Origin of the sequence: Nocardioides speluncae (assembly GCF_003121585.1) — a bacterium.
Lineage (GTDB): Bacteria > Actinomycetota > Actinomycetes > Propionibacteriales > Nocardioidaceae > Nocardioides > Nocardioides speluncae.
This window is the reverse complement of sequence record NZ_QEOO01000004.1, coordinates 1-13213: the sequence shown is the minus strand read 5'-3', so window position 1 is coordinate 13213 and position 13213 is coordinate 1. Positions and strand designations below refer to the sequence as shown.

At 69.4% G+C, this 13213-nt stretch carries 10 protein-coding genes and 1 pseudogene; 2 read left to right on the top strand and 9 right to left on the bottom strand.

What is annotated here, in order from left to right; translation table 11 throughout:
- Positions 1–55: 55 nt before the first annotated feature.
- The 9 genes from DDV73_RS02250 to DDV73_RS02210 form a co-directional block, all read right to left on the bottom strand.
- The gene (locus DDV73_RS02250; RefSeq protein WP_240617059.1) at positions 56–940 is read right to left on the bottom strand and encodes an HhH-GPD family protein; all 885 of its coding nucleotides are present in this window, start codon (positions 938–940) and stop codon (positions 56–58) included.
- A gap of 10 nt (positions 941–950) precedes the next feature.
- On the bottom strand, positions 951–3551 hold the full coding sequence (locus tag DDV73_RS02245; RefSeq protein ID WP_109505626.1) for an ATP-dependent Clp protease ATP-binding subunit: 2601 nt from the start codon (positions 3549–3551) through the stop codon (positions 951–953).
- A gap of 278 nt (positions 3552–3829) precedes the next feature.
- Positions 3830–4156, bottom strand: coding sequence for a histone-like nucleoid-structuring protein Lsr2 (locus DDV73_RS02240; RefSeq protein ID WP_109505625.1), 327 nt, complete (start codon positions 4154–4156; stop codon positions 3830–3832).
- Positions 4157–4277: 121 nt separating this feature from the next.
- Positions 4278–5048 (bottom strand): type III pantothenate kinase, encoded by a 771-nt coding sequence (locus DDV73_RS02235; RefSeq protein WP_109505624.1) that lies wholly within the window; start codon positions 5046–5048, stop codon positions 4278–4280.
- Entirely contained in the window at positions 5045–5962 is a 918-nt protein-coding gene (gene nadC, locus DDV73_RS02230) for a carboxylating nicotinate-nucleotide diphosphorylase (RefSeq protein ID WP_109505623.1), read from the bottom strand. The genes DDV73_RS02235 and nadC overlap by 4 nt, the downstream gene beginning before the upstream one ends.
- Entirely contained in the window at positions 5959–7638 is a 1680-nt protein-coding gene (locus DDV73_RS02225) for an L-aspartate oxidase (protein WP_240617058.1), read from the bottom strand. The genes nadC and DDV73_RS02225 overlap by 4 nt, the downstream gene beginning before the upstream one ends.
- Entirely contained in the window at positions 7635–8051 is a 417-nt protein-coding gene (panD, locus tag DDV73_RS02220) for an aspartate 1-decarboxylase (protein ID WP_109505622.1), read from the bottom strand. The genes DDV73_RS02225 and panD overlap by 4 nt, the downstream gene beginning before the upstream one ends.
- Positions 8051–8890 (bottom strand): pantoate--beta-alanine ligase, encoded by an 840-nt coding sequence (gene panC, locus DDV73_RS02215; RefSeq protein ID WP_109505621.1) that lies wholly within the window; start codon positions 8888–8890, stop codon positions 8051–8053. The genes panD and panC overlap by 1 nt, the downstream gene beginning before the upstream one ends.
- A complete protein-coding gene (locus tag DDV73_RS02210) occupies positions 8887–9828 on the bottom strand; it encodes a Rossmann-like and DUF2520 domain-containing protein (RefSeq protein ID WP_109505647.1) in 942 nt (313 codons plus the stop codon). The genes panC and DDV73_RS02210 overlap by 4 nt, the downstream gene beginning before the upstream one ends.
- A gap of 372 nt (positions 9829–10200) precedes the next feature.
- On the opposite strand from DDV73_RS02210, the pseudogene DDV73_RS02205 reads away from it, so the two are divergent.
- Positions 10201–11630 (top strand): annotated as a pseudogene (locus DDV73_RS02205) (IS1380 family transposase).
- A gap of 280 nt (positions 11631–11910) precedes the next feature.
- Positions 11911–13213 (top strand): IS1380 family transposase (locus DDV73_RS02200; RefSeq protein ID WP_109505646.1); only part of this gene is annotated, 1303 nt, incomplete at its 3' end.

Here is a 13213-nt window from a genome sequence, read left to right as displayed (position 1 = left end):
TGAACACCGGCCGGGTCGGCGCTCACACGTGTGAACACGGGGCGGGTCGGCGGGGTTAGGGGAGGGTGTAGAGCTCGGCCGCATCGGCGTCAACGGGGGTCACCCGGACGAGGAGGCCGTCGTCGAGGAGGCTCTGGAGGGCGCGGTCGCGTTGCTCGGCCGGCGTCCAGGCGGTGTCGAGCCGGGATCGGGGTACGGCGCCGTCGGACTCGCGGACGATGCCGAGCAGGCGGCCGCGGCACTGTCGGTCGGTGCCGGCGTAGGTCTGCACCTTGCGTGCCGGGCCGTCGTACGCCGGGTGCCCGGCGGCGCGCCAGGCACAGGCCTCCGACACCGGACACGAGGCGCAGCGCGGCGTCTTCGCCGTGCACACCAGCGCGCCGAGCTCCATCGTCGCCACCGACCAGGTGGCCGCGGTGGCCTCGTCGTCCGGCAGCACCGACGCCGCCAGCTCGCGCTCGGCCTTCGTCACCGAGGGCGCGGGAAGCTCGGTGCCGCTGAGCAGCCGGGCGAGCACCCGGCGCACGTTGGTGTCGAGTACGACGTGCCGACGGCCGAACGCGAAGGTCGCGATCGCCGCGGCCGTGTAGTCACCGACCCCGGGCAGCGCCCGAAGCTCGTCGTACGACGACGGCACCTCGCCGCCGTGGCGCGCCACGATCTCGACGGCAGCGGCGTGCAGCCGCAACGCCCGCCGCGGGTAGCCGAGCCGGCCCCACGCCCGCACAGCCTCGCCCGGCGCCACCGCGGCGAGCGCGGCCGGCGTGGGCCAGGCACGCAGCCACTGCTCGTGCACCGGCAGCACCCGCACGACCGGTGTCTGCTGGAGCATGAACTCCGAGACCATCACCGACCACGGCGATGCCGACGGCTCCCGCCAGGGCAGCTCGCGGGCGTGCTCGTCGTACCAGTCGAGGATCGGCGCGTGCAGCGAGCTCACCTCGGCTGGGTCAGGCAGGCTCGGTACCGGTTCCCGCGCCGGGCTCGGCCTTCTTGATGTCGACCGGACCAGGCGTCTCCTCGACGGGTGCCTCGGCCTTGCTGACGTCGAGCCCGGCGGGCTCCAGCGGCAGCGAGTCCGGCAGCGCGCCGACCTTCTGGCCCTTGAACGTGAAGGTCGCCTCCGGGCCCTCGCCCTCGACGTCGACCACCACGATCTGGCCGGGGCCGACCTCGCCGTACAGCATCTTCTCGGCGAGCACGTCCTCGATCTCGCGCTGGACGGTACGACGCAGCGGCCGGGCGCCCAGGACCGGGTCGAAGCCGCGCTTGGCGAGCAGCTGCTTCGCGGCCGTGGTCAGCTCCAGCGACATGTCGCGGTCCTTCATCCGCAGCTCGACCGAGGCGATCATGTTGTCGACCATGTGGACGATCTGCTCCTGCGAAAGCGGCGGGAACACGACGATCTCGTCGACACGGTTGAGGAACTCCGGGCGGAAGTGCTGCTTGAGCTCTTCCTGCACCTTGCTCTTCATCCGCTCATAGGAGCCCGCGGTGTCACTGCCCTGCTGGAAGCCGAGGTTGACGCCCTTGCTGATATCGCGGGTGCCGAGGTTGGTGGTCATGATGATCACGGTGTTCTTGAAGTCGACCACGCGACCCTGCGAGTCGGTGAGCCGGCCCTCTTCAAGAATCTGCAGCAGCGAGTTGAAGATGTCCGGGTGCGCCTTCTCGACCTCGTCGAAGAGAACGACGGAGAACGGCTTGCGGCGTACCTTCTCGGTCAGCTGGCCACCCTCTTCGTAACCCACATATCCGGGCGGTGAACCGAACAGCCGCGACACCGTGTGCTTTTCGCCGAACTCGCTCATGTCGAGCTGGATCAGCGCGTCCTCGTCACCGAAGAGGAACTCGGCAAGCGTCTTCGACAGCCACGTCTTTCCGACACCGGACGGACCGGCGAAGATAAACGAGCCGCCGGGCCGCTTCGGGTCCTTCAGGCCGGCGCGAGTACGGCGGATAGCGCGCGACAGCGCCTTGACTGCCTCTTCCTGACCGATGACGCGCTTGTGGAGCTCGTCCTCCATCTTGAGAAGCCGGGTGGACTCCTCCTCCGACAGCTTCACGATCGGAATTCCGGTGGCGACGGCGAGCACTTCCGCAATCAGCTCTTCGTCGACCTCGGCAACGACATCCATATCGCCGGCACGCCACTGCTTCTCGCGCTCAGACTTCTTCAGGCCGAGCTGCTTCTCCTCGTCACGCAGACGCGCGGCGGCCTCGAAGTCCTGGCCGTCGATTGCGGCCTCCTTGCGCTGCCGCACCTCGGCGATCTTCTCGTCGTACTCGCGCAGGTCGGCGGGCGCGGTCATCCGGCGGATCCGCAGCCGCGAGCCGGCCTCGTCGATCAGGTCGATCGCCTTGTCCGGCAGGAACCGGTCGGAGATGTAGCGGTCGGCCAGCGTCGCCGCGGAGACCAGCGCCTCGTCGGTGATCGTGACCCGGTGGTGCGCCTCGTAGCGGTCGCGCAGGCCCTTGAGCATCTCGATCGTGTGCGCGATCGACGGCTCGGCGACCTGGATCGGCTGGAAGCGCCGCTCCAGCGCGGCGTCCTTCTCGAGGTACTTGCGGTACTCGTCGAGGGTGGTCGCACCGATGGTCTGCAGCTCGCCGCGGGCCAGCATCGGCTTCAGGATCGACGCCGCGTCGATCGCGCCCTCGGCCGCACCGGCACCCACAAGTGTGTGGATCTCGTCGATGAACAGCACGATGTCGCCGCGGGTGCGGATCTCCTTGAGCACCTTCTTGAGGCGCTCCTCGAAGTCACCGCGGTAGCGCGACCCGGCGACCAGCGCACCCAGGTCGAGGGTGTAGATGTGCTTGTCCTTGAGCGTCTCCGGGACAGTGCCCTTCACGATGTCCTGGGCCAGGCCCTCGACGATCGTGGTCTTGCCGACGCCGGGCTCACCGATCAGCACCGGGTTGTTCTTGGTACGCCGCGACAGGATCTGCATGACCCGCTCGATCTCCTGCTCGCGCCCGATCACCGGGTCGAGCTTGCCCTCGCGGGCCGCCTGGGTCAGGTTGCGGCCGAACTGGTCGAGCACCAGCGAGGAGGACGGCGCGTCCGTGCCGGCCGCAGGGCCCGCACCTGCCGACGTACTCTCCTTGCCCTGGAAGCCGGAGAGCAGCTGGATGACCTGCTGGCGGACCCGGTTGAGGTCGGCGCCGAGCTTCTGCAGCACCTGGGCGGCGACGCCCTCGCCCTCGCGGATCAGGCCGAGCAGGATGTGCTCGGTGCCGATGTAGGAGTGGCCGAGCTGCAGCGCCTCGCGCAGCGAGAGCTCGAGGACCTTCTTGGCGCGGGGGGTGAACGGAATGTGGCCGCTCGGGGCCTGCTGGCCCTGGCCGATGATCTCCTCGACCTGTGCGCGGACGGCCTCGAGCGAGATGTCCAGGCTCTCGAGCGCCTTGGCGGCAACGCCTTCGCCTTCGTGAATGAGGCCAAGCAGGATGTGCTCGGTGCCGATGTAGTTGTGGGAGAGCATGCGTGCCTCTTCTTGGGCAAGCACGACCACCCGGCGGGCTCGGTCTGTAAACCGCTCGAACATATCCGTCTCCATCCACGTCTGGTCCGCCCCCACCCAGTACCAAAGCAGTCGGGTGGTGAGGGGGACAAACGGACTAACGTCCACGTCCACCCTACGTGTTCCGAGATGCCAACAGATACCGTCCGCTGATAGCGAACAAGGCGCGGATCCGCGCGCCGCTGGTTGAGGAGGTTGCGCAGCAACCGTCTCCAAACCAAGGCGCCCCTGGGGTGGTTTCGAGACGGTCGCAGAGCGACCTCCTCAACCAGCCCAGGGGCCTGACGATACTCGTCCGTGTACTAGTGCGCGGCGTCGAACGCCTCGCGGACCTCGGCCGGGACCCGGCCGCGGTCACTGAGCTCCCAGCCGTTGCTGCGCGCCCAGTCCCGGACCTCCTTGGGGCTCGGACCGAGGTCGGTCCGGCCGGAGCCCTTGCGACTGCCCTTGCGGCCGCCGACGCGGCGCGCACTGCCGAGGAATGGGGTGATCGAGTCGCGCAACTTAGCCGCATTTGCGGAGTTGAGGTCGATTTCGTACGACACCCCGTCGAGACCGAAGGTAACGGTCTCCTCCGCCTCGGAACCGTCCAGGTCGTCAACCAGGACGATGTGCACCTTCTGAGCCATGGCTTTGGTTTCCTCACAGGAGAAACATGCATTCGGACAGGGCCTGAGAAAGCGGCCCTCGCAACTTGTACCAGAAAAACAGCTCTTAGGGAAAGCGGCGCGCGACTTATCCACAACCACCTTAGCTATTGCGGGCGAATACCAGTTCCAGGCCAAGCAGGGTGAGCCACGGGGAATGGTCGGTGAAGCACGCGCATTCGTCGAGTACGACGGGCGCCAGGTAGCCGGTCGCTACCACGTTGACCTGCGAAGATGGCACGCCGAGCTCGGCGACCATCCGGCTGACCAGGCCCTCGACCTGGCTGGCGAATCCGAAGAGCATTCCCGACTGCAGCGCCTCGACGGTGTTCTTTGCAATCACGGTTCGCGGCCGCAGGAGCTCGACCTTCCGCAACTGCGCGCCACGCCTACCGAGCGCCTCCAAGGAGATCTCGATTCCGGGCGCGATGGCGCCGCCGACGTACTGTCCCTTCTCACTCACCACGTCGTAGGTGGTCGCCGTACCGAAATCCACAACGATTGTCGGACCGCCGTACAGATTGGCTGCCGCTAGGGCATTGAGGATGCGATCCGCGCCGACTTCGCGTGGATTGTCCATCAACACGGGTACGCCGGTACGCACTCCCGGCTCGACAACCACGCTCTTCACGTCGCCGAAATAGCGGACCAGCATGTCACGCCATTCGTGCAGGACCGCCGGCACCGTCGAGCACACCGAGATCCCGGTGACCTCGTGGCCGGCGTCGCGGAGCAGACCCCGCACCAGCAGCGCCCATTCGTCGGCGGTACGCCGCTCGTCGGTCGCCACCCGCCAGTGCGCCTGCACCTCGCCACCGGACAGCAGCCCGAGCACCGTCTGGCTGTTGCCGATATCGGCGGCGAGCAGGCTCACGGGCGCAGATCCATGGCGATGTCGAGCACCTTGGCGGAGTGCGTGAGCTCGCCGACCGCGATGGTGTCGACGCCGGTCGCCGCGACCTCGGCGGCCCGGTCCAGCGTCAGCCCGCCCGACGCCTCCAGCCGGGTCCGGCCGGCCGCGAGCGCCACCGCCTCGCGGAGCTGGTCGTCGGTCATGTTGTCGAGCAGTACGTCGGGCGCACCGATGTCGAGCAGCTCACGGAGCTGGTCGAGCGTGGTCACCTCGACCTGGATCGGCACGTCCGGGTAGCGCTTCTGGATCAGCTGGTACGCCGCCACCACGCCGCCCGCCGCCAGTACGTGATTGTCCTTGACTAGCGCCTCGTCGGACAGGTCGTGCCGGTGGTTGAGGCCGCCGCCGCAGCGCACGGCGTACTTGTCCAGGTCGCGGTAGCCCGGGATCGTCTTGCGGGTGTCGCGGACCCGGGCCGGGGTCCCGGCCAGCGCGGCCGCCCAGGCGGCGGTCAGGGTCGCGACGCCTGACAGGTGGCAGGTGAAGTTGAGCGCGGTCCGCTCGGCGGTCAGCAGCAGCGCGGTCGGCCCGATGACGGTGAGGAGCACTTCGTCCTTGGCCACCGTGGTGCCGTCTCGCACCGGACGCTCGATGGTGATGTCGTTGCCGAGCACGTAGCGGAACACGACCTCCGCGATCGCCAGCCCCGCCACGGTGCCGCCCTCACGCGCGATGAAGTCGGCGGTCGCCACGTCGGCGGCCGGGATCGTGGCCCAGCTGGTCACGTCGTCGCCGGGAAGGTCCTCGGCGACAGCGGCGACCACGTCGTCGTACACCTGCCGCGGCTCGAGCCCCGCCTGCGCGAGCTCGTCGGCCAGCACGGCCGGGAGCTGATCAAAGGGCAGCGCCACGATCGCGGCGACGTACTCGGTCATGCGGACTCCCCGGTGGTCTCGACGTCGGTGGCCTGGGCTGCGAAGAACTTCAGGGCGATCGTGCCATCGGCCATCGTGACGTCGAAATGGCCGGCCCACTGGGCGTCGTCGCGGTCCGGGAAGTCCTCCCGCCAGTGCGAGCCGCGGGTCTCCTCGCGCAGCCGCGCGGCCTCGGCCAGCGCCGTACTGATCGTCAGCAGGTTGGTCGCCTCCCACTCGTCCTCGCCCACCTCCTCGGCGGCGAGCTCGGCGATGCTGGCCAGCCTGGCACCCACCTCCGACATCCCGGCGGCGGTGCGGAGTACGCCGACCCGCTTGGTCATCTGCTTCTGGATCTTGCCGAGCGCGGCGCCCTCGATCAGCCCGGCCGCGCGGGTGTCGTGAGCCGGCTTTGACCACGCCCGCAGCTCGCCCGGCAGTACCTCGGCGATCCGCCGCGAGAAGACCAGCCCCTCGAGCAGCGAGTTCGAGGCCAGCCGGTTCGCGCCGTGTACGCCGGAGCACGCGACCTCGCCGGTCGCGTAGAGGCCGGGCACGCTGGAGCGCCCGTAGAGGTCGGTGGCCACGCCGCCCGAGGCGTAGTGCTGGGCCGGCGCGACCGGGATCAGCTCGGTCACCGGGTCGACGCCGTGCTGGCGGCAGGTCGCCAGGATCGTCGGGAAGCGGCGCTCCCAGAACTCGGCGCCGAGGTGCCGGGCGTCGAGCCACATGTGCGGCTTCCCGGTCTCCTCCATCCGCCGGGTGATCGCCTTCGCGACCACGTCGCGCGGGGCGAGATCGGCGAGCTCGTGCTGGCCCTGCATGAACCTGACGCCGTCGAAGTCGACGAGGAACGCGCCCTCCCCGCGCACCGCCTCCGAGATCAGCGGCTGCTGGCCGCGCGAGTCGGGCCCGAGGTACATCACGGTGGGGTGGAACTGCACGAACTCCAGGTCCCGCAAGGTGGCGCCGGCGCGGAGCGCGATCGCCTGCCCGTCGCCGGTGGACACCGAGGGGTTGGTGGTCTGTGAGAAGACCTGGCCGAGCCCGCCGCTGGCGAGTACGACGGCCCGGCAGTGCACCGCGCCCACGCCGTCGCGCTGGCCCTCGCCGAGCACGTGCAGGGTGACCCCCGCGACCCCGCCGCCGGCGGCCAGGAGCAGGTCGACGGCCAGCGCATGCTGGATCACCTCGATCTCCGGAGCCCGCTCGACGGCCGCGATCAGTGCCCGCTGGATCTCGGCGCCGGTCGCGTCGCCGCCGGCGTGCGCGATCCGGTCGCGGTGGTGGCCGCCCTCGCGGGTCAGGGAGAGCTCGCCGTCATGCTGGTCGAACTCGGTCCCGAGCGCGATCAGCTCGTGGACGGCGTCCGGCCCGTCGTTGACCAGTACCCGCACCGCGTCCAGGTCACAGGCGCCCGCGCCGGCCACCAGGGTGTCCCGCTCGTGCTGCTCCGGGGTGTCCTCCGGGCCGAGTGCCGCGGCGATCCCGCCCTGTGCCCACTGGGTCGAGCCGGCGTTGAGAACGTCCTTGGTCACCACGCAGACCTGCAGCGCGCGGTCCTCGGCGTGGATGCGGAGCGCCGCGGTCAGGCCGGCGATACCGGAACCGATGACGACCACGTCGTACTTGGTGGTCCAGCCGGGCTCCGGCGCCGTCAGGCGTTGAGGCAGATTCTCATTCAAGCGGTGGCTCACCGAGCGACAGTATCGCCGCGGACCAGGCCCGGTCCGTCGAACGTCTCCGCCGGGTCGAAGCCGGTCGCCATGATCTTGTTGTCGGCGTCGACGAAGACCACGCTCGGCTTGTACTCCTTGGCCTCGGCGGTGTCCATCTGGCCGTAGCCGATCAGGATCACAACGTCGCCCGGGTGCACCAGCCGCGCGGCCGCACCGTTGATGCCGAGTACGCCGCTGCCGCGCTCGCCCGCGATCGTGTAGGTCTCGATCCGCGCGCCGTTGGTGACGTCGACGATGTGGACGAGCTCGCCGGCCAGCAGGTCGGCGGCGTCGAGAAGGTCCTCGTCCACCGTCACCGAGCCGACGTAGTGCAGGTCCGCCTGGGTCACGGTGGCCCGGTGGATCTTGCTCTTCATCATGGTGCGCAGCATCAGCTGTCTCCTCCTATAAACAGGGGCATGTTGTCGATCAGTCGGGTGCTGCCGACCTTGGCGGCGACGAGGATCCGCGCCTCGCCCTCCGCGTCGTCGGCCAGCTCCCCGAGGTCTGGGGTGGTGAGCTTGAGGTAGTCGAGTTCGATGCCCGGCTCCGCCTTGAGCTCGCTCATCGCGGCCCAGCGGGCTGCCGCGACGCCGTACTCGGCTCTTTGTTGTGCCGCTCTTAGCGCGCGGGAGAGTACGGCGGCAGCTCGGCGGTCGTCGGGGCTCAGGAAGCGGTTGCGGCTGGACATCGCCAGGCCGTCGTCCTCCCTGATCGTCTCGGCGCCGACGATCTCGACGCTCATGCAGAGGTCGTTCACCATCCGCCGGATCAGCGCGAGCTGCTGGTAATCCTTCTGCCCGAACACCGCGACGTCCGGCTGCACCAGCCCGAACAGCTTGGCGACCACCGTCAGTACGCCGCGGAAATGGCCCGGCCGGGTCTTGCCCTCCAGCACCGTCGCCAGCGGACCCGGGTCGACGGTGACCGCCGGCTCGCCGCCCGGGTAAACCTCGTCGACGCTCGGCGCGAACACGACGTCGACCCCGCGCGCCTCGCAGATGGCGACGTCGGCGTCGAAGGTGCGTGGGTAGCGGTCGAGGTCCTCGCCCGCCCCGAACTGCATCGGGTTCACAAAGATGGAGACGACCGTCTGCTCGCCGTACTCCAGCGCCGTACTCATCAGCGACGCGTGCCCCTCGTGCAGCGCCCCCATGGTCGGCACGAACGCCGTCCGCGCCGGCGCCAACAGCTTCGCGAGCTCGTCACGGGTGTACGCCACCGCGGTCATCGGCCACCCTCTCGGGTGCTCGCCGGCCGTGCCGCCGGTTGAGGAGGTCGTGCAACGACCGTCTCGAAACCAGCGGCACCATCCAGCAGCTGCGAGATCTTGGCCGCCCGGATCGGCAGCACCCGCCCATCGAGTACGACGCGGTCCAGCGTCGCCCGCGCCATCGCGACGTACGACGGCAGCGTCTGCGGCGCGTTCGCCGCGATGTCCTTGAGGTGGGCACGGACGGTGTTGACGTCGCCGCGGACGATCGGCCCGGTCAGCGCGGCGTCACCCTTGTCGAGCGCGTTGTCGAGGGCCGCCTCAAGCAGCGGTCGGAGCGTGTCGGCCGGGTTGTCGCCACCGGCCGCCGACAGGATCTCGATCGCCTCGGTCACCAACGTGACCAGGTGGTTCGCGCCGTGCGCAAGGCCCGCGTGGTACAGTGTCCGCTTGTCCTCGTCGACCCACATCGCCCGCCCGCCGAGGTCCTTCACGAGGCTCTCCGTGAACGCCCGCTCGGCCGGCCCGGCGGTCACGCCGAAGACGCAGCCCTCGAGCCGCGGCAGGTCCCTGCTGGTGCCGGTGAACGTCATCGCCGGGTGCAGCGCCACCGCCCGCGCCCCGACCTTGGTCGCCTCGTCGAGCACCGCCAGCCCGTGCCGGCCGGAGGTGTGTACGACGTACTGACCGTCGTGGATCGCACCGCTCGCGCTCAGCATCGCCACCACGTTGGGCAGCATGTCGTCGGGAACGGTCAGCAGCAGTACGTCGGCCGCTCGCGCCACCGCCGTCGGCTTTTCGACCGGGACGCCCGGGAGAAGCTCGGTGATGCGGGAACGGGAAGCGTCGGACTCACCCGCGGCGGCCACGATCTCGTGACCCGCTGCGCGAAAGGCCGAAGCCAGGACTGCACCCACGCGCCCTGCTCCGACCACGCCAATCCGACGTGCAGGCATGTCTGCCATATGTCCGAACCTTTCGTTCCAGTCCCTCCGACCACCCGCAGGATGCGGGCCGGTATGGGTACCGGACGGTGTGCTCAGCTAGTACAACCCCGACAGTACGCCGCCCTGTTCCACGCTGGAAACACTCCGGCAACGTGACGTGCGCAACGTTGCGGCAGCCTTACTCGGTGACGCGTGAGTCTTGAATCGAGCCTCGGCCCACAACCGATTCAGATCGTGCCGGTCACATCGCGCCGTCTAGCCTCGGGCTTTCGCCGCGAGCCGCTTTGGGCGGCGTGTTTTTGAACTGAAAAGTGCTCCTGACCTGGGAAGATAGAGGTTCTTGAGGCCACCTATCCGCGCAGTTCGAGGAGCACCTTCCAGGTGAAGCAGCCTATCCGGTTCTATCCCCGTGTCGAGGTCGACACGAGCCCGTGTGCATCGGTTGTGCAGGCCGGTGGAGTGATGCTCACCGAGACCGTCGCGGTTACCGGTCTCGCGACCCAGCTACGTGCTGCGATGAGGCCGTGGCGCAAGGATCTGGCGATCCACGACCCCGCGAAGATCCTGCTGGATCTGGCGTTGACGGTCGCGCTCGGCGGGGAGCACCTCAGTGATGTCGCGGTCCTGCGTGCAGAGCCCGGGTTGTACGGGCTGGTGGCCTCCGACCCGACGATCTCGCGGACCATCGACGCCCTCGCTGCCGATGTCGGGCCGGCGCTGGCCGCGATCGACACTGCGCGTGCTGCCGCCCGCGCGAAGGCCTGGGCATTGGCGGGCGCCGATGCCCCCGACCACCAGATCGATGCCCAGCATCCGATGGTCATCGATCTGGACGCCACGCTGATCACCGCCCACTCCGACAAAGAGTCCGCGGCACGGACCTGGAAGAAGGGCTACGGGTTCCACCCGCTGTGCGCCTTCGTCGACCACGGCACCGAAGGCACAGGCGAACCATTGGCGATCAGGCTGCGTGCCGGGAACGCCGGGTCGAACACCGCCGCCGACCACATCGCCGTGACCAGACAGGCACTGGAGCAACTCCCCGGCCACCAGCCCGGGTGCGGCCGGGAAAGCGGGTGCTGGTTCGTACGGACGGGGCGGGCGCGACCCACGACTTCATGAACTACCTGCACGCCCAACGGGTCTCCTACTCGATCGGGTACACCCTCCCGACTGACACCGCTGAGCTGTTGAAGTCGATCCCGGACTCGGTGTGGACGCCGGCCTACAACGCCGACGGCGAGGTCCGCGAGGGCGCGTGGGTCGCCGAGCTGACCGGGCTGCTCGACCTGACCGGATGGCCCAAAGGGATGCGGGTCATTGCCCGCAAGGAGCGACCCCACCCCGGCGCGCAGCTGCGGATCACCGACATCGACGGGCTGCGGGTGACGGCGTTCGCGACCAACGCTGTCCCCGGACGAGGTGGCCAACTGCCCGACCTCGAGCTGCGTCACCGTCGCCGCGCCCGCTGCGAAGACCGGATCCGCAACACCAAGGACACCGGCATGCGGACCCTGCCGCTCCACGACTTCGCCCAGAACCAGATCTGGTGCGCGATCCTCGCGCTGGCCGGCGACCTCGTGGCCTGGATGCAGATCCTCGCCCTGTCCGGCACGGTGGCGCGCAAGTGGGAACCCAAGCGGCTACGGATGCGGCTCTACACCGTCCCGGCCGCCACCGCCCGCAGCGGCCGGACCACCCGACTCCACCTCGCCGACAAGGCACCCTGGGCCCACCTCGTCGAGGACGCGATCACCCGGCTGCGTCACCTCACCAGCCCGACGCGACCCGCACTCGCCGTCCCCGGCTGACCCCAGCGGCGCGTGCACATCCACCAACGAGGAACCCCGACCCGGCCGGAACCGGCGACACCGAGACGACACTCGGGGAACTGTCGTACCCCGATGACAGAATCGGAGACCTCACGGCGCACACGAGCCGTCAGACCCCGATCAGACCGACCCACGAAATTTCGAGGCTAGCCCGGAGATTTCATGAGGGCCGCGTGCCGGTGAACTGAAAAGTGCTCCTGACCTGCGACGATGCGGGTGTCTAGGCCAACGTCGTCGCAATTCAAGGAGCACCTTCCAGGTGAGGAACACTACCGGGTTCTATCCGCGCCCGAAGGTCGACACGACTACGTGTGGGGCGGTGGGTCAGGCGGGCGGGGTGCTGCTCACCCAGACCGTGGCTGCGACTCGGCTCGGACCGGAGTTGTCGGCCGCTTTGGCGCCATGGCGCAAGCCGTTGGCTGTCCATGACCCGGCCAAGGTGGTCCTCGACCTGGCGGTCGCGCTCGCGCTGGGCGGGGACTGTCTGGCCGATGTCGCGCTGCTGCGCGCCGAGCCCGATCTGTACGGGCTGGTGGCCTCCGACGCCACGGTCTCGCGCACCATCGCCGCCCTCGCGCAAGATGCGCCGGCGGCGCTGAAGGCCATCGACACCGCCCGCGCGGCCGCCCGGGCCCGGGCCTGGGAGCTGGCCGGGAACCACGCGCCGGACCACCATGCCAGTGCACGGGGCCCGTTGATCGTGGACCTGGACGCCACGCTGGTGACCTCACACAGCGACAAGGAGAACGCGGCGCCCACCTACAAGCGCGGGTTCGGGTTCCACCCGTTGTGTGCGTTCGTCGACCACGGCCCCGAGGGCACCGGGGAGCCACTGGCGACCCTGCTGCGCCGCGGGAACGCCGGGTCGAACACCGCGGTCGACCACATCGCGGTGATCAAGGCGGCGCTGGCCCAGCTACCCGGCCACAAGCCCGGCACCCGACCCGGCAGGAAGATCTTGATCCGCACCGACGCCGCCGGCTGCACCCACGACGTGCTGAAGTGGATGAGCCGGCAGCGGCTGTCCTACTCGGTCGGGTTCACCCTGCCCGACCACACTCCTGACCTGCTGCAACGCATTCCGGAGGCGGTGTGGGCGCCGGCCTACGACCGCGACGGCCAGATCCGCGAGGGCGCCTGGGTCGCCGAGCTCACCGGCCTGCTCGACCTGTCCGGATGGCCCGACGGGATGCGAGTGATCGCCCGCAAAGAGAGGCCCCACCCCGGCGCCCAACTGAGGATCACCGACATCGACGGCCACCGGGTCACCGCGTTCGCCACCAACACCACCAGGGGCCAGCTGGCCGACCTCGAGCTGCGGCACCGGCGCCGCGCCAGGTGTGAGGACCGGATCCGGATCGCCAAGGACACCGGCCTGACCAACCTCCCCCTACAGGGCTTCGACCAGAACCAGATCTGGTGCGCCATCGTGATGCTCGCCGTCGAGCTCACCGCCTGGATGCAGACCCTCTCCCTGCACGACCACGCCGCCCGCAGGTGGGAACCCAAACGGCTCCGGCTGCGGTTGTTCACCATCCCCGCCACCCTGGCCCGCACCGGCC